The sequence below is a fragment of the Rhodococcus sp. Leaf233 genome (genome assembly GCF_001426165.1).
Classification (GTDB): Bacteria; Actinomycetota; Actinomycetes; order Mycobacteriales; family Mycobacteriaceae; genus Rhodococcoides; species Rhodococcoides fascians.
Window position 1 is genome coordinate 314,622 of record NZ_LMRO01000008.1, and the last position, 18,465, is coordinate 333,086.

Consider the following 18,465-nt stretch of genomic DNA (forward strand, 5'->3'; position numbering starts at 1 on the left):
GAACCAATGGAGGTGTCTCATGGCAACTGAGCTCGCTGTCGCGTATATCTCCATGTTGCCGGAGGCATCGAAGTTCGTCGGCGAGTTCAACCGGCAGGTCGGTCCCGGCCTAGCGAGGTCCGGTACCGAACAGGGCCAGAAGTTCGGTACCGGATTCACCGGTTCACTGAGCCGGGTGGGTGCACAAGTCACCCGTTCAGGTCGGGAGCAGGGCAACAGTTTCAGCTCGGCGTTCACCGGGTCGACGCAGCAGTCCCTCGTTCCGGGTTTGACGCGGCAGATGTCCGGGATCGGGGGCCTCGGCCGCGATCAGGGCGCGAAGTTCGGTACCTCGTTCGCCGGCGGCATCAGCACCGCGGGTGCGACGAAGAAGATCACCTCGGATCTCGAACGCCAGGGCAGCGCCATGCAGCGCACTGGGCGGACGCAGGGCGAGTCGTACGGTACCGCGTTCTCGACCACCGCGGCAGGACTTATCGCTGCTGTTCCCGGTATCGCGGGGGAACTGAACCGCAACGTCGGCCCGGAGATGGAAACAGCTGGCCGTGAGCAGGGCTCGAAGTTCGCGAGCTCTTTCTCGTCGGAAGCGACCAGTGGCATCAGTGCCATCGGCGGAGCTGTGTCCGCGGCCGCCGTCAACTCGGCTGAGGCCACGAATGCCCGTGAGGCAGAGAGCCAGGGCGAGACTGCTCTCGGTGCCAACGAGAGCTTTACCGGTGAGATCGCCGGTTTCGCTGCCGGTGCTGCAGCGATCAGCTTCCTGACGCAGTCACTTGCGGATGTGCAGGGTGTCGAAACCCTTGCCGCGCAGACCGCGTCGGTCATCAAGTCCACCGGTGGGGCCGCACAGGTCTCCGCTGAGCATGTCGGTGAACTCGCCGAAAGCATCGAAGCGATGACGTCTGTCGAGATGGAAAGCACCGTCGCCGGTGCCAACTTCCTCCTGACGTTCAAAAACATCAAGAACGAGTCGGGCGACGGCAACGACGTCTTCGATCAGACCGTTCTGGCGATGACGGATATGTCGGTCGCGATGGGTACCGACGCCAAGGGTGCTGCGCTGCAGCTCGGTAAGGCGTTGAACGATCCGATCAAGGGCGTCTCCGCGCTGTCGAAGGTCGGCATCACGTTCTCTGCTGAGCAGAAGACTCAGATCGAGCAGATGGTTGCGCAGAACGATCTCCTCGGTGCGCAGAAGATCATTCTCGCTGAGGTCAATTCGCAGTTCGCCGGGTCCGCTGAGGCGTTCGGTGAAACCACTGCCGGTGGTATCGCGAAGGCGCAGAACGCTCTCGGCAATTTCGGTGAGGAAATCGCCGGCCGGGTCATCCCTGCGGTGAACGCATTGTCGTCTTTCCTACTGCCGGTATTCGATGGCCTGGCGGGGAACACGGACACAGTTTTGGCGTTGGTCGCGGCGTTCATCGCGTGGAAAGTCATCCCCCCGATCCTGTCCAATGTCAGCGCAGCTACCGGTCGCGCGATCGCGACGACCCGCATGTTGGCTACGGTTCAGGGTGGCCTGATCACGACGAGCCGCAATGGTGTTGTGCAGATGGGCCGTTTCGGTTCTGCGATTCAGCAGATCGGGGCATCCCGTCCGGCTATTGCTGGTATGCAGTCGGCGTTCGTGAACGCGGCGACTGGTGCCGCCCGGTTCTCGACGGCCGCGGGTCTGGCTGCAGCGTCGGGAACAGCTTTGAAACTCGCCGGCGGCGGCATCGTGTCCGCTTTGGGTGGGCCGTTCGGTATCGCTGTGCTCGCTGCTGGCGCTGCTCTGTTCTTCTGGATGAAGAAGAACCAGGAGGCGAAGGCTGCGGCCGAGGCGAACAAGGCGGCTGTCGAGGCTCTCAGTGGCACGCTCGACGCGCAGACCGGTGCAGTCACGGCGAACACGATCGCGTCTCAGGCGAAGATCCTGGCCGAGTCCGGTCTGATCGAGTCCGCCCGCAATTACGGTATCGCTGAGGGCGATCTTGTTGCGGCGCACCTCAATCAAGAGGGCGCTCTCGATCGGGTGAACTCTGTCATCGGCGAGAACATCCGTCGGTCGACGGAGGCGTCGAACGTCTACAAGGGCAACATCAACGGCTACGACCGGGCTGGTGTGTCTCTCGACGATCTGACGGCGGCGCTCGGCGGGAACAGCCAGAAGTACGACGAGGTCAAGGGCAAGCTCGACAACTACAACACCACTCTGTCCGCGGCCGGTGCCAGCGAGGCCGACAAGGTGTCGTCGCTCGAGGCGCTGAAGAACAGTCTCGACGATGCCGGTGTCGGTGCCGTCGATATGGCGACGAGCATCGGGACCACGAACGAGCAGTTGAACGAGGCGCAGCGGATCCAGTCCGACACTGCGTTGGCGATGGATCAGGGCAGTGAATCAGCTACGGCATTCTCGGAGGCGATCGACAAGATCACCGATTCTGCGGCGACTGCAGAGGATCGTACGTCGGCGTTGAAGGCGGCCCTCGATGCGTTGAACGGTAACCCCCTCGATTTGGAGCAGGCGAACTCAGCGTTGAACGCTGCGTTCGAGTCGACGAAGGAGTCGGCCGCGGGGGAGAAGAACCAGAACGATGTCCTCGTCAAGCCGACGATCGATGTCGACACGAACACCATCGACGTGGCGACAGCTGCTGGTCGTGATTTCCTCGATGTGACTGTCGCGCAGCAGGAGGCGACTCTCAATGCTGCTCGGGCAGCGAGGGATGCCGCGGTCGCGAACGGTGATCTGGCGGGCGCTCAGCAGGCCGCAACTAGTGTGGTGGAGCAGTCTCGGCAGAAGTTCATCGAGCAGGTCGGGACGCTCGGTGTGGTCGGTGCCGAAGCGGATCGGCTGGCGGACAAGTACATCGGCATTCCGTCGGTGGTGTCGACTCTCATCGATCAGCCGAACATGGCTGGCTCGCAGATCGCGTTGGACATTCTGAAGGACAAGGTCGATCTTGTACCGGATGACAAGTCCATCACGGTGGATACGTTGGATGCTGCGGCGATCGCCCGTTTGGAGGCGTTGGATCTCAAGGTTCGGACGCTGGAGAACGGCACCGTCGAGGTCTATGCCGATGATGCTGCGGCGCAGGCGACGTTGGATGAGTTGATCAACCGGCCGCGCACGATGACCGTTGTTGTCGACACGATCCGGACGCAGCAGGCGCAGCGAGATTTCAACGCGAATGGTGTCCAAGGGCCGGTCGCGCCGATCCTGCTCCCGAATGCGAATGGCGGGGTGTGGGACTACTACGCCAACGGTGGGGTCCGCGAGGACCACACTGCCCATATTGCGCCTGCTGGATCGTGGAGAGTTTTCGGCGAGCCGGAAACTGGCGGTGAAGGCTACATACCGCTGGCACCTGCGAAGCGGCCTCGTTCGGAAATGATCCTCGGGCAAATCGCTCAACGTTTCGGGATGCGTCTGGAGAAGTACGCGGATGGTGGTATCAACGCAGCGCTGAATGCGGGCCGCGGTGTTACCGGAAACACGTACGAGTGGGGCGGCACCGGCCCGTCGAACTTCGACTGTTCCGGATTTGTCGGCTGGTTGCAGCAGATCGTCATGGGCATCGTCGGTTCAACGAAGCGTCTTTACACGACGTATTCGCTGATCGGCGGCGCAACGGCCGGTCTTCAGTCCGGTCTCGGCCCTGCCGGAACACTGTTCCAGGTCGGTGCTTCGGATGATCACATGGCGGCGACAGTTGCCGGTAACCCTGCGGAGTCCGGTGGCGCAAACGGAACATCGGGTATCGGTCCGGATCGGGCGAGTGCTCAGGACAGTCAGTTCCCGCACAAGTTCCACCTGCCGAATTCGTTGGTTGCGAACATCGCCGAGATGGCGGGCGGTGCCGCAACGGCACCGGTGCCGTGGACTGCCAGTGACCAGATCGATCTGGAGTCGGCGGTTGTCGCTGTCGCTCAGGCGAAGGAAGCCCGCGACAAGGTTTATGCGGGAGAGGACAACACGAAGGCCGACAAGGACCAGGCTGATCTGTCCGTGCGGTCTGCGGAGCAGAAAGTCGTCGAACTCCAGGGCAAGAAGGATGGCGTTGGGGCGACTGTGGCGGATGCTCCTGCACCGCAGGCACCGGATATCGCGAAGACGTACTCCGATGCCGAGTCGGCCCGTGTCGATGCGCAGATCGCGGTCGATGCAGCCAACGAGCGCCGCAACACTGTCTATGCGGATCTCACATCGTCGGTGGCGGAGAAGGAAAAGGCCGACATCGAGCTCCTCAAGGCTCGTGAAGCGTTGGCCAATCCGGAAGTTGGAGGCGGAGGAACCGACTCGTTCTCGATCAAGGGACGGCTGAAGCAGTTCGGTTCTGACCTGGTCGGTATCGGTATCGACGCTGTCGCCGAGCAGGTTCCGTTCGGTCTCGGTAGTTCTCGGTGGTGGGACCTCGAGATCCCCACGATGGATCCGAAGGCGGCGTTGGGTTCTGTGCCGTCGTCGTTCCCCGCGGACGATATCGCCGGGCAGTTACCGGTGACGCCGGGTGCCATCCCGAACTGGGAAGAGGTGATCCGGAAGCTGCTGAAGCCGGCCGCCGGCATTCCGGTGTTCGACCAGGGCGGCGTCATCCCTCCGGGCATCAATGTCATCAACAACAAGACCGGTGCGCATGAGGCGTTGGCGAACGTCACCGACCTCCTCACCGCCGAGCCGTCCGAATTCGGTGGAGGTAAGGGCCCGGACTTCTCGGTGCACATCGGTGAGATCCGTGGCCACGACACGAACACAGTCATCCGGTCGGTCCGGGATCTGCAGACGAAACAGATGATGCGATACGGAGGCAAACTGTGACCTCCTCTTCCCGTATCGAGGTGTTCGGAGCGGACGGCTCCTATTGGTGTGTGCACGGTAAGGGTGCGGGGGAGCAGGGCGTCTACCTCGGTCAGGATCAAGTCAAGGGCTTGATGGATTCCGTTGTCCGGCAGACGTGGAAGTCGGGTGCACGACAGGTCGGCGGAACCCTCGAGGGGATGTGGATCGATGTCCGCGACCTGATGCTCGGCTTCCACGTGAAGGAAGTCGGTAACACTCCGGTCGATGTGATCGTGTCGAAGTTCCGGAAAGCGTTCCAGTACAAGCTGGATCGGTGGGATCCGGAAGCGAAGTTGGCGCGGATCGCGTACACGACGGAGCTGTCGGGGACTCGGTCGCTGGATGTGCAGTTGTACGAGGGATCCGATTTCGACCCGGGCACCGACATTCTGGTGGCCGGTCATGCGAATCCGATTCTTCCTCTGCGTGCAGGTCAGCCGATGTGGTACTGGGATTCGGTTGTGTCGAACTGGTCGACGACCGGCACTTCGGGTTCGGGTCTGGTCGGGGGTACTGCGGCGAAGGGCCCGAAGCCGTCGAATCCGACGGATCAGGAGATGCCCGCACGCTGGGTTCTCACTCGCGGGCAGTGGACAATTCCGGACAATTCGTGGCGCGGTGCACCGTACAAGCGTGCCCCGGGCCCCGACCTCGCGTCCGGCCTCGATCACACCACGCGGACGATCCTGACTCCGCTGATCACATCGACGGATGAGGGTGCGGTCATCACGACCGATTCGTCTCGGGAGTTGATGATTCGTTCGTCTGCGGGAACGAACCTGTTGGGCCGTATGCCGGTGCCCGGCAAGTACTTCACCTATTGGTGGCCGCCGTACACACCGGAGCAGAACATCACTGTGTCGGTGACGAATGCTCCTGCCGGTGGCGCGATGGCGATGTTCATTGCGCGTCGTTACTCCGAATGGCCATGGGGGTTGGAATGAGTGTCGACCTCGGGGCGAGCCTCCTCGATCAGTGCAACGCCATCCTCGCTGCGACGGAGAACGCACATCGGGAGGAACGCCGCCTGCGGGAAGTCCCACCGGTGGTGCGCCTCCACGACGGCGAATGGAACCTACAGTTCGTCGTCGGGAACGAGTACTCGGGCAGTTTCGAGAAGGTCGACGGAGACACCGGTGTCGGTACGTTGCCGTTGCCGACGAACTCGAACGAAGCCCGCTGGGCGCTCGACTCGTGGGCCCGTATCCAGCGCGGCGAGAAACGCAACATCCACATCACCGTCGACTACGTCGGTGACCGGTGGGACGGCCGCCTGAAGAACGTCTCCCAGGACGACCTCGAAGACGGAACATCGGTCACGACACTGACGTTCGCGTCCTCGTATGAAGAGCTCAAGTACTACGACGTGTGGTCCTCGAGTTTCCTCCCCGCCATCGTGCAGCCAAGGATGTTCATCCTTCCCGGGCCGATGATCTGGGTCCTGAAGACGACCTTCTTCATGCAGGTCTTCCGTGAGCACAACCCGCTGATCACCTTCCCGGACGAGCCGATGAATCTGGGTTCGTGGTTCGGGTCGCTGGATCAATCGAACTGGAACATCGTCGTCAAACCGACGTCGTTCATCCAGGACATGGCGGCCGGCACCATCTGGGGTATCGCTACGTCGCGTTGGAAGAACTTCCATGCGATGGCGAAGCCGATGATGCAGGACGCGGAGATCACTCCGGTTCTGCGTCGGTATCTGGCGGGGGATGAGCCTCCGTGGCCGGGCGCGAACCTGCGTCACGGCGCGCTGGTGGTCGATTTCGTCGACAAGTCCGGTGTCTACACTGGTACGTCGCATGGCGGAACGATCTTCGACGGGCTGATCCGCACGATCACAGGGTTCGCGTCGGACTTCATCGACTCGACGTCGGCGTTGATCACCAACGGTGAGATCCCCGGCGACTACTTCGTTCCCGGGCGTCGAGCGACGCGCACGGACAAACGATTACCGTTCGCTGTCTACCTGACCGGGGAGAGATCCGGGGTCACGTCAGCGAAGTGGGTGGAGACACCGTCGACTGCTATCCAGGTGAACACCGGCGGCCATTCCATGCCGGGCGTCAACGAGGCGATCAGCGCCGGAATCCAAGCCCTCGGAGACATTCTCGGGAACCTGGCGCAGATCGGCTCCATCGGCGGGTCTATCGACACGATCCTGAAGCCGTTCTACGAGGACACGATCCTCGCGTGGATGTCCGTGAAGAGTTTTGCGCGAGCTCAGGATTCGGGTTGGTCACGCTATTTCGAGTTCTTCCAGGAAGGTGCCGGTAAGGCGTACACCATCTCGTCTCTGATGGTGCTGCGTCAGGGCTTCTGGGAGACGAGAACGTATGTCGCGCATGAACTGAATGTGCGTGACGGTGGCCCGTTCCTCATCGGCGACGACGGCCATATTTCACTCGGCGACCGGATCGGTGCGACCCGCCAGTACGACTACTCGGGCCGTATCTACATGGACCGGGTGTCGAAGACGATCCTGTCGTGGTCGCGTGAGGCAGCTGTCGAGTACGCCCTCGCTGTCGGTGATGACCGGGCGTTGCAGGATCCCGGCCAGAGGGCGTGGGAACGAATCGAGTCGCTGGTCAGTGATGTTCAGCAGGCGGGAGTGTTCTGATGCCGGAGATCGTCAACGACTTCAACAAGACGTGGGACGGTATCGGGCTCCCGACTCGGGAGAACTGCGATTTCTCGATGGCGAGGCAGCGGTTCCTGTGGATGTTCACGGGGTTCGCGGTGAAGGGTGCGCCGTTGCCGTTGCCGACGGAGTTCTTCGAGTCCCAGTCGGAGCATCTGTGTGAGTGCCTCGGTTTGGATATGGAGGTCATCGACGGTGTGAAGCGGTTGATGGTCACCATCGATGGTGTACGGGTTCCCGGTGATCCGTTGCCGGACAGTCCGACTCGCAAGTATCAGGCGGGCGGAAACATGCTGAACCGTTTGACGGCGGCCGGGCAGTGGGTCGACAGTACCGACCCGGATGTTGCGGTGCCGGATACCCGCCAGATCTACGAGGGTCTTCCGCAGCATGAGCGTGCGGAGATCGCGAACGTGGTGCTCGAGCAGTTCGGTTTGGAGAACGAACCTCCCGCGAAAATCCGTGTCTTGGATTTGGCGAAGCGTCTGGGTGTTCGGTCGCGGGATGTCGCTGAGGTGGCTACTGCGTTCGGGCAGCGGGGGTTGCGTGCTCAGTCGAATATCGACCGTCAGTTGGCGGACCGTATCGCTCTACGAATCAAGGGGTGAGTCATGGCCGACATCGTTCTTCCCCACAACACGACGATCATCCCGCAGGAAACGTTCTATTGGTGTGGGCCTGCGTCGACTCAGGTGGCGCTCGAGGTGCGGGGAATCGGCTCGACCGAAACGGATCTCGCCGGCCAGTTAGGGACTACCCGCAACGGTACGAACCACATCGGTCTCATCACCGACCTGCTGAACCGGAACGTCGAAGCGGACTACATCACCCGTCAGATTCCCGGCAACGATGCGACGGACGACGAGCGAGAGTTGCTGTGGGAAGACGTGAAGGCGTCGATCCTCGGCGGGTACGCAGTCGTCTGCAACGTGATGGTGCCGCCGACGAACTACCCGCTCGGTACCCGCGGCGAGAAGCCCGCTTACGGCGGCGGGACGGTCTATCACTACTTCACGGTCGTCGGCTTCAACGCCGATACCCGCGAGGTGTTCATCGCAGACTCAGGGTTCCGCCCGTACGAGTACTGGATGTCGGTCGATCAGTTGGCGTCCTGCATCGCCGGCAAGGGGTACACGGCGACACCGAACGCCGCTCCTGTCGCAGCCGAGGATGACGCGGTGTGGGCACGGATCGAAGAGCAATTCATGGGGCCGATCTGATGGCGAAAATGATGCAGGCGGCCTGCCGCGAGCGCCCGATGTGCGGCTGTACCCTCTGCGACAAACACGGCCGAACGAAACGACGGGTCCGGCGTATTCAACGCGCACGGGAGTCTGCGGACGTTCGCCGTGAAACGCGGGAGGTGCACTGATGGACGCCCAGACGCTCGGTGAGGCAATGGACAACCGCGTTTCGATGGACCGATACGAAGAGCTCTGCCCGGCATGGAACAACGCACTCTTCATGGCCGACTGCACCACTGTAGATCGAGTCGCGATGTGGTGCAGTCAGATCGGGCACGAGTCTGGCGGCCTCAAATGGATGGAGGAGATCGCGTCGGGTGATGCATATGACACCCGCACCGATCTCGGCAACACCCCGCAGGTCGACGGCGATGGTCGACTGTACAAGGGCCGCGGCCCGATTCAGCTCACCGGGAAGAACAACTACCGATCGTTCTCACGGTGGGCGGCAGCCAAAGGTCTGGTCGATGATCCCGAGTACTTCGTGAAGAACCCCCTCGCAGTTGCTGAACCGTACTGGGGGTTTCTCGCAGCGACGTTCTACTGGACGGTCTCTCGGAACATGAACAGCTACGCGGACCGGCGTGACCTTCTCGGTGCGACGAAGGCCGTCAACGGCGGCACGAACGGTCTCGACGACCGAAGAAAGTTCTACGAACGCGCGCTCGCACTCGGCGACGCGCTCCTACCCCAGGAGGACAACATGGCAGGTGCAGCGGAGAACATCGAAGAGCAGTTGCTGGGGCGTAAGGAAGCTGACGGTGTACGTCGGGGCTGGGACCAGTTGGGTGACCACACCCAGAAGAAGCGCAGCCTCGTCGATGGTGTTGGACGGGTCATGGAGATCGGCAACTTCGAGGTCGAGCAACTCAAGCGTGTCGAGCTGAAACTCGACGCCGTTCTGTCCGCCTTGAAGGTCGAGAATCCCGCACCGTACGAGTACGAAAAGGGGAAGTGATGGCCGACAACGCGATCGACATCATCACCCGGAATGTCACTGCCGAGATCACGTCTCGGTTCGAGGGTGCGATTGCTCAGGTGAACGCCGAGGTCGTTGCCGCCCAGAAGCGTGCAGACGAACTGTTCGAGCGGCTGGAAGCCGAAGGGCGTCGTCGTATGGACGTGCTGTTCGCGAACCTCCCGGCGGCGGCGGTCATCACCGAAGACGGCGACTTCGACCCGGTCGGCTGGATCAAGATGCAGGCCAAGTCCCGCGCGTTGCGGACCTTGGTCCAGGGCGGCCTCGCGGCTGTCGTCATCGCGTTCGTCACTGCGGTCGTTCAGGCTGTCGTAGACCCAAACTTCGACTTCACGCAGTTCAGTGACTGGAAGATTGCGATTGGGCTCGGGCTCGGGGCAGTCGGCACGGCAGCGGGCTCGTATCTGCAGAACAAGCTGGCAATCAAGCCACCGAAGGTGCAGTAGTGCCGGGGCAGGGCACCGCGGACGTGTATCTGCCGCCGTTCCGCGCCGCCGTACTCGCATTCTTCCTCGGTACCGCGTTCATCATCGGCGGACCCGATCGCATCGCAGGCCCTTCCTATGCCACCCTCCGTCAGTTCGGCGGCGAAATCATCTGGGGCATCGGCTTCCTGATGGTCGCCGTCATCCTCCTCGCGGCATCGAAGTTCTCGGCACGGATCTTGTTCCACGCCTACATGGCAGCGGCGACGGGATATGCCCTCTTCGCTCTCGCCGTTCTCGATGCTGCACGGCAACTCGAGCAGGGCGGGCTGACCGGCATCGTTGTCTACACCTGGGTCGCCTGGATTCACATCCTCGCCGCCGCCGCGAACAGTCGAGGCCGTCTCGCGTTCGCACTGCTCGCACTCCACAACCGGATGTCTGCCCTGCTCCATTTCCGCGATCGAAGGGCATCAGATGCAACCGCTCGTCGTCCGTAGAGCGGGTTCCTTCGAGAAAGTCGCATTCGGGCTCTCGATGTGGATCGGCATCCTCGCTGTGGCAACACCATTCGAGATCTCGTCGGCGCTCGACCGTGCATGGCCGACAGGATCGAACTTCTACTTCGCGATCATGGGATTCGGTGGTCTCGGCGGGTTGATTGCGACCTGGAACTCAAGCAGATCGCGCACCCCAGAACAGATCCGCCAGGAAACATCCGCGGAAATCACATCGTTGGCGATCATCGGTGTCTTGTGGTTCGGGTATGGCATCGCGGCGTTCGCGTTGGGGACACGGGCAATGACAGCAGGAAGCATCGGGGTTGCGATCACGGTCGCCGCTGGTCTTCGCACCTGGAACATTGTCCGCGACCGCCGAAGAATGAATCGAGCGTTGATGATTCCCCGACCCGCTGATCCGCCGGCATTGGCAGAGGGTGAGGGCGATCGATGACATGGCTCGACACTGTCCTGAAAGTTTTCTCGGTGATCACCCCACTCGCAGTCGCAGTGTTGGCTGCGCAGTTGTGGATGATCTCGTCGCAGAAACGGAAGGTCAACGCGGACGCGGGGAACAGTGAAGCATCAGGTGCAGCAACCCTTTCCGCTGCCGCACTCACTCTGATCTCACCCTATAAAGATCAGGTCAATGACCTGTTGATCAAGGTTCAGAAGATGGAAGAGTTCATCGATTTGCAGGTCGATTGGGAGCTCGTTGTTGTGCAGACCTGCCGTGAGGCTGGCGGCCCGATGTTGCCGGCCCCTCCGCCGCGCCCGCGTTTCTGATCAGGTCGCGTTTCCCCACTGTGAAATCCGTGGCGTTTTTCTGCGCCTGAATGGAGTGTGCAATGAGTTCTCCATCTGGTGGGTACCCGTCCGGGTCCGCGAACTCGGGTGGCCTGGCGGCGTATGCGGCGGAGACGACGCAGCAGTTCAAGGACCGCACTTCGGCTCCGGTGAAGAATTCGCTGCAGACGAATTTCTTCGGGTCGTGGATCACCAACCTTTTCGGCGGATTCCTCGGCGGTATCGCAGGGTTCATCTCACAGTTCTTCTCCGGCGTGTTCGGTGGCGGGTCGGGTGGCGGTTTCCTCGACCTGATCGGCGGATTCCTCGGCGTCAAGTCGCAGGCATCGAACGCGAACACTGCCGCGTCGGCCGCGCAGACCGCAGCCGCAGCCGCAGCCGCATCGGCGGCAGCGAACACGTTGACGGTGCAGCAGGTGCGGTCGGAGGTCGTCAAACTCGCGGACAATATCCCCACGATCGATGCGTGGGTGTCGATGGTGCCTGGGCAGCAGGTGTCGTTCCCGATCAGCCTCCTCAACCTCAACGTGAAGTCGGTGGATTCACAGACCGGGGCGACGTCGAGCACTGGTAGTCATCGGCACTCGATCGGCACAACGACAGCGCCGACTTACCGGCCAACGTTGAATGTAGTCGAGGGCGTCTGGATCAAAGCGACATACAGTGCCGGTCGCGCGACAGTGTCATTTTTCATCACGACGAACATCTTTACCACGAGTGCGGACATGTACGTCTACTTCGGGAGGATGACCGAGACGGGCGACCTGAAGATCGACTACGTATCCCCGAATCAGAAACCGATCCTCACCAACTCGGCTCAACTGGTGACCGTCACGGCACCCGCCGACATCCTCTACGCCTATGAGGAATGGATGTTTGTCGGGATCCACCAGGTGGGTTCTGGCACGCCTCGCGACTTGTACTGCAACGAGACCCCAGCTCTGACGCTGGACCCCGATTCGTTTCCCCGCCAGCAGAAGATGCATTTCACATTATCCTCGGTGCTGGCAGAGGGGTCGACGCTGCCTAAAGCATCGCAGTTGTACTCGAGTCCGTTGGTGCCATGGGTTGGGATCGGCGTTCGCCTCCGGACGGGAGATCCTCTGCCGCGCGAAGGATTCGATCCTTTCGATGAACAGATGACCTCTGATCGTTGGACCACGGTTGCGTTTGCAGGGGTCGGCGGACCCAGTGTGAGCGGTGGCGTCGCCAAGTTCAGCGGCACCACGAACGGCACGCAGAGGGCGTTGTTCAAAGAGCGAATGGCGTATGACGACGTCGTGGGTGAGTGGGGTGTAGTCGGTCCCTCGTCGCAGATTCAGTCGTACGTCTATCACTCCGACTCGGGCGGGAAGACGTACATGTCGATTGAGCACACGTCGACGTCGACGACGATCTGTCGGTTCGTCAACGGTGCGCGCACTGCCCTGGCCCCGATCGCTGACACTCCGGATGGAGTGGCATACCGGGTCACGGTGGGCCTCGTTGACGGCAAAGAAGTGCATCTCGTAGAGAAGAAAGCTGCGGGTACGACGGAGTGGGTTCCGGCCGTCAGCTACACCGAACCGACCGCAGGCGCGCTCGGCACCCGTGGTTCCGGCTTCCGTTACGGCGGCATCGAGGTCCGCCGTGGCGGCTTCGCCGTCAACTCGGGTGGATTCGACTACTGGTCGTTGCGCGACAACGTAGTCCTGACGGAAGGGGTCGCATGAAATTCGACGCAACATTCACCAAAGACGGAAGCGATTGGGGAATCGAGCTTCGCGACGGATTGATGCACACGTACAAGGACGGAGAGTGGATCGGCGGCACGTTCGTCGGCACTCTCGACCCCATCCCTGCCGCTGCTGTCATCGACGTGGAACCAGAGCTCGGCCCGGAGCTACCCGCGCCCGGTGAGCCGGAGATCGAGCCCGCATGACAAGCGCCGACTACAGCATCGGGTACACGCAGATGTACGAGATGCTCGACAACGACGAAGACACCGACCTATGGCTTCTCACTGAAAAGGGCGACACCGTCATCGTCCCGTACAGCGGCGAAGAAGCGCTCGCCGAATACATGAACCCGAACACCTGGCCGCGGTTCATCTGCAAATCGTTGACCGTGAACCAGCTCGAGCAGGGCCTCGGTCCGGTCGCAGCGTTGACCCTCGTCAACGACACCATCGCCAACATCATCGTGCCCAAACACACACCAGCGGCCGCGAAGTTCGGCCGCTACCTCGCAGGTCTCATCACGAATGGAGGTACCGCATGACCATTCTGTCTTCGACAGTCGGGAACGTAGCCAACCAGTCCGTCGACAAGTCGGTGTGGATCAAGGCCGCACGACTGCGGCAGGGCACTGTCACCGGGTCGGTGGTGGTGCCGGAACGCATCGAGGTGAAACCTGTCGCCGGTGTCCTCACCACACCAGAGTTGCAGCCGGGGCCGGCGGTGGTCACGTGGGGGATCGACACCTACTACGTGACCATCCCAGCGTCAGGAACCGTGTCCTGGTGGTCTGTCCTCGCTCTCGCGGTGGGTGTCCCTCCGGGTACGTCGGAGGAGTCCATCGCTGAGGCGTTGGCGGTGTACCTCGACGCGAACCCGATCGAGGGCGGGGGATTGACCGTCGATCAGATCGCTACAGCGGCCACGACGTCCACACCGCTGAAAGCTGCACTAGACCAGAGTTATGCGCCCTTTACTTTGCGCGCTCGTGTCATCGACCAGGCAGGCGAACCAATCCTCACGAAAGCCGCGGACATCGTCCTCGACGCCAACGGCGAAATCGACGACATCATCATCAGGACGGTGAGCTGACATGGCCTACATGCGCGACGCGCGAGGCGTCCGACTCGATTCCTTCGATGTCCTGCGAGACCTTCCGGCTGTAGTGCTCGGCAACTGGGACGCTTCCACCCTGCAAGGTGCGGTCGGTAGCTCGGTCGATGCACTGCCCGATCTGTCCGGCTGGGCGCAGGATCTCACCGGGTACACCGTGAACTCGAAGCCGATGACGATTGCGGAACGTGGCGGTCGCAAGGTCGTTCGCACCAACGGTGCAGCGAACTCGCTGCGCTGCGTCGGGTGGGGTTCTCGCTGGGAAGACACCTCCGTCCCCTCGCCGGTTACGGTCTTCGCTGTCGCCTCGGCGTCGACCACGTTCGACGGCACGGCCGGTTTCCCTCGCGTGATCTGGTCCGGCGCAGAGTGGAACCTGAGCGGCACCCTATCGGCCGCATCCGCGATCGGCGCAACCACGCTGTCCACCAGTGCAACCGTGCCCGTCGGGTCGGACCTGATCGTCGACAGTGGCGGGAACCGCGAGGTCCTCAAGGTGTCGGCTGTGGCGGGTAGCTCCGCGCCGTTCACCCTCACCCTGAAGAGTCCCGCGCAGATCGCCCACGCATCGGGTGTCCAGATGTCGACGACTCCGCTGCGGTTGCAACTAGACGGCACAGGCTCGGCCCCCGGCATCCAGATCGCTCTACCGAGTGGCGGACTCCAACCCGGTGGCGCGCCCCTCAACGACAACAACCTGCACGTCCACGCGACCACCATCGAGTCGAATCAAATCCGTCACGCGGTCGACGGATTGATTACGAGCGCGTCCGCTCCGGGGACCGTCACGCTCGGCAGCCTCATCGACCTGTTTTTCGGTGGCTCGCCCAACCAAGGCCTGCACGGCGACATCGCCCAGCTCGTCATCTGCCGCGGCGCTCTCACCCCAGCTCAGGTCAACGCGGTCTCGCAAGGCCTGTGCGCGAAGTGGGGCGTGACGTATCAGGGGCGATCGGACCTGGTGTCGTTCCGAAGCTGGATCGACACCAGCAGCGCGAACGGCCAGCAGGTCCGCATCGTGCCGCCCGCTCCGTCGCTGCGGAAGTCCACCGGCAACCCGCTCGTGATCTGGTCTCACCCCCACAACGCCAACCAACAGGTTTCGCTCAACTACTTCGCTGGCCCAGTGCTGTCCGCACTGTCGAACTACGGGTGCACCGTCGCAGGGTCCAACCTGCACGCGAACAACTGGGGCAACACCTTCGCCACCGATGACAACCTCGACCTGTACAACCGCGTCGTCCAGTACTTCGGCACGCCGTCGGCGGTCATCATGATCGGCGGCTCGATGGGTGGCCTGGCGTCGCTGCTCGCGGTGCCAGATGGGCGGATACCGAACATCAAGGGCGTCGCCCTGATCGACGGGGTGTGCAACCTTGCGAATCTGTACGCGGGTGGCACGTACTCCGTACCGATCCGCACTGCTCACGGGATTGCGTCGGACGGCTCCGATTACGCGGCGAAGACCGCAGGTCGGGATCCGATTCTCGTTCCGGCCGCGCAGTACGCAGGTAAGCGCTATCGGTTCTACGCATCGACGTCGGACACGGACGTCTCGAAGGCCAACAACGCCGATGCGTTCGCTACCTATCTCGGGACCAACGCGTTGGAGAAGTCGGTCCTGACGCACGCTGGTGGCCACCTCGCGACCTACTCAGCGTGGGCGGCCGACATGCTTGCGTTCGTGAAGCGGTGCCTGACTTAGACGGCTGCGCAGTAGTCGCGGGTCGAGATTCCGCGCTCCACCAATACGTTGTGCAGATCCTCGGCCATCGTCTTGTGGCCGGAATCCGTGGGGTGCAGGCGGTCGCTCCCGTACAGGGTCTCGTCTCGTAACCACCCCAGTTCGAGGGGGTCAACGAACTGGACACCCGATGCGTCGGCGGCTGCCCGAACCTGGTCTCGGATTTCGGCGAGTGCCTGGTCGGGCACGATCGGCGCATCGGTCGGGCCGACGGCGACGATGGTTGCGTTGGGTGCTCCGGCGCGCAGTGCGCGATACACCGACTCGGCAGCTTCACGAACCCCAGGCTTGCCGGCGTCGTTGGTGCTGCCCTGGACGATGATGACCTGCGGGTCATCGCTGACGGTCTCTGCGATCCGGCCGACGTCTGTGAACGGAGGCGAACCGTCGGGGGCGGTGTTGACGTATCCGGTCGAGCTTTCGCCCTGAGCGTTCAGTCGCCAGCAGTAGCGCTGCTCTGCCTGCGTGGCGTATCCGTTGTTCGATGTCGAGCCGACGCCCACGGTGTAGGAATCTCCGAGCACAGCGACGCGGAGGTAGTCGTACTTCTTAGGCTCTGGTGGGACGTAGCCGGTGGTGGATGCCGGTTCCGAGCGCGACGTGCTGACGGCAACGCCGACGCCGACAAAGACCAATGCCGCTGCGACGGCGACGACGCCGAGCAACGTGAACCAATTTCGACCCGACCGGGAACTGCTCCGTTTTGCCACGCGCCACATCATGCCGTACCGCCCGGTCTGGCCGCGATCCGAGCGGTATGGACCGACTACTAGAACTTGTCGACGAAGATGTTGGCCGGGGGTCGAATGACTCGCGTCACGGGAAGCGTCCTGGGGTACCGGACGCCAGCGGTGAACTTCTCTTGATCGACGCCGTCGACGTAGTACTCGAAGTCGTACGCGTCAGGGTGCGTCTTATCTGGCTCCTCGACCTGTCGAATCTTGTGGACCTCGAATTGCTGCGGCGCGCTGGCGTCGTTCGTGTCCGTGGTCCAGATCAGGATGTGGTCGTTGAGTTGAATCTCGCTGGGGTCTACCTGTTCGGTTTGCATGCCGCGACGCTACCGATGCCCGCTCCATTCACCTGTCCGATTTCGGACTCAATCATTCATCCGAATGACAGAACCAAACGGGCGCATAACGCGAGTTTTAACCCTTTGGGATACTGGCGTCATGACCGCCGAGAATGCCTTCACCCCGCCCGTCGACGAAGGACAGGCCGGCTGGGTGCTGCTCCCGGACGGTCGCTACGGCTACCGCTACGAGGGTTCTGACGACGTGATCATCGGCAAGGCACCCGAAGGGGAGTAGCTACCGCGCTCGGCCGTCGAAGCTCGAGTCGTTGCAGCCGGCCCTTATTGGCGGCGTGTAAACAACGGAGCCGCACTGTACGCAGGTATGGGTGCGGTGGTGGCCGTGCTCTGCGCCGCACACCTGCGACCCGACGAGGACTCGCCGCGGCCCTAGTGGGTGTCCTGCGGCGCAGCGCGCGGGCGCGGGTTCGGCCCAGCGGTCACCGATGCGGTACAGCTCCACGACGCCTCCCGAACTTAGTAGCGGGACGCGATCCAGGCTTCCCTTCCTGACCGCGTCCCGCTGACCACAACCTAACAGAACTCGAACACCCGTGCGAACAGTGCGGGTGTTTTCTCATGCCCGGAACCGGGCTCACAGATCCCCAACCGAAAGGGGGCACGTCATGATCCGCGAATGGATATGGCGGCAACTCGGCACACCACCCGGTATCGCCGAACTCGCACAACAGCAGGAGGAATTCATGACCGCAGTAGACGACGCACTGGCACGCCTCGAAGGTGTCATCGGCTCGGCAGTCTCGCAGCTCCGCGAGGCGAAGGCCGAAGCTCAGGCTGTCATCGACAACGACGCAAGCGAGGATGCAGTTCAGGCTGCGACCCTGGATCAGGCGACGGCCGACAAGATCGGCGGTGTCGCGGATGCGCTCGAGCAGGCACTGTCGGGAACTCCGGTGCCGGTCGTCGACGGGACCGTCACCACGGAAGAGCCCACCGCCTAGACTGAATCGTGCTGGACGATCCACCCGCATGGGTGGGGTAGCTCAGCCGTCAAGGCGCACAGCCTCTTCGCATGAAAGTGCCCCATCCTCTTCGTGAGGGTGGGGCACTTTCGTCGTTTCGAAGTGTTCTCGTCCAAGGGTGTAGATCGTTTGTTGCGCGAAGTACCGACTCTCGTCAGGCATCCTCGCCGAGGCGGTGACGTTGCGCGATCTCCTCGAGCAGGTCGATCTCGTCTGCGTCGAAGATGGCGTGCCGGCCGCGTGGGGTGAAGGTGATCTCGGCGTCATGGAGGAGTGCGTCGAGGTCGTAGTTCTCGGGGGTGATGTTGAGGGTGCGGGCGATGAGGGTGTCGGTCACGGTGGGCCTCTCGGTTATGGGTGGTGATAGTTCGTTAGGCGAAGCATCGAACTGAGCAAAGTGGGCGGACCCTGAAG

General features: G+C 62.3%; 20 protein-coding genes. 17 read left to right on the forward strand and 3 right to left on the reverse strand.

All coding sequences use genetic code 11. The features are described 5' to 3' along the window. The first annotated feature begins 19 nt into the window (after positions 1-19). From ASH04_RS09395 to ASH04_RS09465, 15 genes are all read left to right on the forward strand, one after another. Positions 20-4,807 (forward strand): NlpC/P60 family protein, encoded by a 4,788-nt coding sequence (locus ASH04_RS09395; RefSeq protein WP_156394516.1) that lies wholly within the window; start codon positions 20-22, stop codon positions 4,805-4,807. Beyond that, positions 4,804-5,772, forward strand: coding sequence for a hypothetical protein (locus tag ASH04_RS09400; protein WP_057473360.1), 969 nt, complete (start codon positions 4,804-4,806; stop codon positions 5,770-5,772). The genes ASH04_RS09395 and ASH04_RS09400 overlap by 4 nt, the downstream gene beginning before the upstream one ends. After that, a complete protein-coding gene (locus tag ASH04_RS09405; protein WP_200937302.1) occupies positions 5,769-7,448 on the forward strand; it encodes a Gp37-like protein in 1,680 nt (559 codons plus the stop codon). The genes ASH04_RS09400 and ASH04_RS09405 overlap by 4 nt, the downstream gene beginning before the upstream one ends. Beyond that, positions 7,448-8,077: a phage gene 29 protein family protein gene (locus tag ASH04_RS09410; RefSeq protein WP_057473361.1), complete on the forward strand. Its 630-nt coding sequence runs from the start codon at positions 7,448-7,450 to the stop codon at positions 8,075-8,077. The genes ASH04_RS09405 and ASH04_RS09410 overlap by 1 nt, the downstream gene beginning before the upstream one ends. Before the next feature lie 3 nt (positions 8,078-8,080). Then, positions 8,081-8,689, forward strand: a complete 609-nt coding sequence (locus ASH04_RS09415) for a C39 family peptidase (protein ID WP_057473362.1) — start codon at positions 8,081-8,083, stop codon at positions 8,687-8,689. 151 nt (positions 8,690-8,840) lie between these two features. Beyond that, positions 8,841-9,671, forward strand: a complete 831-nt coding sequence (locus ASH04_RS09420) for a glycoside hydrolase family 19 protein (RefSeq protein WP_057473363.1) — start codon at positions 8,841-8,843, stop codon at positions 9,669-9,671. Next, entirely contained in the window at positions 9,671-10,138 is a 468-nt protein-coding gene (locus ASH04_RS09425) for a hypothetical protein (protein ID WP_057473364.1), read from the forward strand. The genes ASH04_RS09420 and ASH04_RS09425 overlap by 1 nt, the downstream gene beginning before the upstream one ends. Continuing rightward, a complete protein-coding gene (locus ASH04_RS09430; protein WP_057473365.1) occupies positions 10,138-10,617 on the forward strand; it encodes a hypothetical protein in 480 nt (159 codons plus the stop codon). Before ASH04_RS09425 ends, ASH04_RS09430 begins: the two co-directional genes overlap by 1 nt. Then, positions 10,595-11,071 (forward strand): hypothetical protein, encoded by a 477-nt coding sequence (locus ASH04_RS09435; protein WP_057473366.1) that lies wholly within the window; start codon positions 10,595-10,597, stop codon positions 11,069-11,071. The genes ASH04_RS09430 and ASH04_RS09435 overlap by 23 nt, the downstream gene beginning before the upstream one ends. Next, positions 11,068-11,403, forward strand: a complete 336-nt coding sequence (locus ASH04_RS09440) for a hypothetical protein (protein WP_156394517.1) — start codon at positions 11,068-11,070, stop codon at positions 11,401-11,403. The genes ASH04_RS09435 and ASH04_RS09440 overlap by 4 nt, the downstream gene beginning before the upstream one ends. Positions 11,404-11,465: 62 nt before the next feature. Next, positions 11,466-13,136 (forward strand): hypothetical protein, encoded by a 1,671-nt coding sequence (locus ASH04_RS09445; RefSeq protein WP_156394518.1) that lies wholly within the window; start codon positions 11,466-11,468, stop codon positions 13,134-13,136. Then, on the forward strand, positions 13,133-13,345 hold the full coding sequence (locus ASH04_RS09450; protein WP_057473369.1) for a hypothetical protein: 213 nt from the start codon (positions 13,133-13,135) through the stop codon (positions 13,343-13,345). The genes ASH04_RS09445 and ASH04_RS09450 overlap by 4 nt, the downstream gene beginning before the upstream one ends. Further along, entirely contained in the window at positions 13,342-13,683 is a 342-nt protein-coding gene (locus tag ASH04_RS09455) for a hypothetical protein (RefSeq protein ID WP_057473370.1), read from the forward strand. Before ASH04_RS09450 ends, ASH04_RS09455 begins: the two co-directional genes overlap by 4 nt. Beyond that, positions 13,680-14,231 carry a hypothetical protein gene (locus ASH04_RS09460; protein ID WP_057473371.1) on the forward strand — a complete coding sequence of 184 codons (552 nt, stop codon included), beginning with the start codon at positions 13,680-13,682 and terminating at the stop codon, positions 14,229-14,231. The genes ASH04_RS09455 and ASH04_RS09460 overlap by 4 nt, the downstream gene beginning before the upstream one ends. 1 nt (position 14,232) lies before the next feature. Continuing rightward, a complete protein-coding gene (locus tag ASH04_RS09465) occupies positions 14,233-15,957 on the forward strand; it encodes a hypothetical protein (protein ID WP_057473372.1) in 1,725 nt (574 codons plus the stop codon). Here the strand turns inward: ASH04_RS09465 and ASH04_RS09470 are convergent. Together ASH04_RS09470 and ASH04_RS09475 are read right to left on the reverse strand one after the other, a co-directional pair. Then, complete coding sequence (locus tag ASH04_RS09470; RefSeq protein ID WP_162247524.1) at positions 15,954-16,706, reverse strand: SGNH/GDSL hydrolase family protein; 753 nt, start codon at positions 16,704-16,706, stop codon at positions 15,954-15,956. The two genes, ASH04_RS09465 and ASH04_RS09470, sit on opposite strands and share 4 nt — an antisense overlap. A 59-nt stretch (positions 16,707-16,765) precedes the next feature. Next, entirely contained in the window at positions 16,766-17,047 is a 282-nt protein-coding gene (locus ASH04_RS09475; protein WP_057473374.1) for a hypothetical protein, read from the reverse strand. Positions 17,048-17,168: 121 nt separating this feature from the next. Here ASH04_RS09475 and ASH04_RS26895 point away from each other — a divergent pair, with 121 nt between their 5' ends. Together ASH04_RS26895 and ASH04_RS09480 are read left to right on the forward strand one after the other, a co-directional pair. Continuing rightward, the gene (locus ASH04_RS26895; RefSeq protein ID WP_200937303.1) at positions 17,169-17,306 is read left to right on the forward strand and encodes a hypothetical protein; all 138 of its coding nucleotides are present in this window, start codon (positions 17,169-17,171) and stop codon (positions 17,304-17,306) included. Positions 17,307-17,694: 388 nt separating this feature from the next. Then, complete coding sequence (locus ASH04_RS09480; RefSeq protein ID WP_057473375.1) at positions 17,695-18,030, forward strand: hypothetical protein; 336 nt, start codon at positions 17,695-17,697, stop codon at positions 18,028-18,030. Between the two features lie 175 nt (positions 18,031-18,205). Here ASH04_RS09480 and ASH04_RS09485 read toward each other — a convergent pair whose 3' ends face one another. Further along, positions 18,206-18,388 (reverse strand): hypothetical protein, encoded by a 183-nt coding sequence (locus ASH04_RS09485; RefSeq protein ID WP_057473376.1) that lies wholly within the window; start codon positions 18,386-18,388, stop codon positions 18,206-18,208. Positions 18,389-18,465: the final 77 nt, after the last annotated feature.

Excerpts from the sequence above, each read along its gene's own strand:
- ASH04_RS09395 (WP_156394516.1), top strand. The coding sequence starts at position 20 with ATGGCAACTGAGCTCGCTGTCGCGTATATCTCCATGTTGCCGGAGGCA.
- ASH04_RS09480 (WP_057473375.1), top strand. The coding sequence starts at position 17,695 with ATGATCCGCGAATGGATATGGCGGCAACTCGGCACACCACCCGGTATC.
- ASH04_RS09460 (WP_057473371.1), top strand. The coding sequence starts at position 13,680 with ATGACCATTCTGTCTTCGACAGTCGGGAACGTAGCCAACCAGTCCGTC.
- ASH04_RS09425 (WP_057473364.1), top strand. The coding sequence starts at position 9,671 with ATGGCCGACAACGCGATCGACATCATCACCCGGAATGTCACTGCCGAG.
- ASH04_RS09410 (WP_057473361.1), top strand. The coding sequence starts at position 7,448 with ATGCCGGAGATCGTCAACGACTTCAACAAGACGTGGGACGGTATCGGG.
- ASH04_RS09445 (WP_156394518.1), top strand. The coding sequence starts at position 11,466 with ATGAGTTCTCCATCTGGTGGGTACCCGTCCGGGTCCGCGAACTCGGGT.
- ASH04_RS09455 (WP_057473370.1), top strand. The coding sequence starts at position 13,342 with ATGACAAGCGCCGACTACAGCATCGGGTACACGCAGATGTACGAGATG.
- ASH04_RS09420 (WP_057473363.1), top strand. The coding sequence starts at position 8,841 with ATGGACGCCCAGACGCTCGGTGAGGCAATGGACAACCGCGTTTCGATG.
- ASH04_RS09440 (WP_156394517.1), top strand. The coding sequence starts at position 11,068 with ATGACATGGCTCGACACTGTCCTGAAAGTTTTCTCGGTGATCACCCCA.
- ASH04_RS09405 (WP_200937302.1), top strand. The coding sequence starts at position 5,769 with ATGAGTGTCGACCTCGGGGCGAGCCTCCTCGATCAGTGCAACGCCATC.
- ASH04_RS09415 (WP_057473362.1), top strand. The coding sequence starts at position 8,081 with ATGGCCGACATCGTTCTTCCCCACAACACGACGATCATCCCGCAGGAA.
- ASH04_RS09450 (WP_057473369.1), top strand. The coding sequence starts at position 13,133 with ATGAAATTCGACGCAACATTCACCAAAGACGGAAGCGATTGGGGAATC.
- ASH04_RS26895 (WP_200937303.1), top strand. The coding sequence starts at position 17,169 with ATGACCGCCGAGAATGCCTTCACCCCGCCCGTCGACGAAGGACAGGCC.
- ASH04_RS09435 (WP_057473366.1), top strand. The coding sequence starts at position 10,595 with ATGCAACCGCTCGTCGTCCGTAGAGCGGGTTCCTTCGAGAAAGTCGCA.
- ASH04_RS09465 (WP_057473372.1), top strand. The coding sequence starts at position 14,233 with ATGGCCTACATGCGCGACGCGCGAGGCGTCCGACTCGATTCCTTCGAT.
- ASH04_RS09475 (WP_057473374.1), bottom strand. The coding sequence starts at position 17,047 with ATGCAAACCGAACAGGTAGACCCCAGCGAGATTCAACTCAACGACCAC.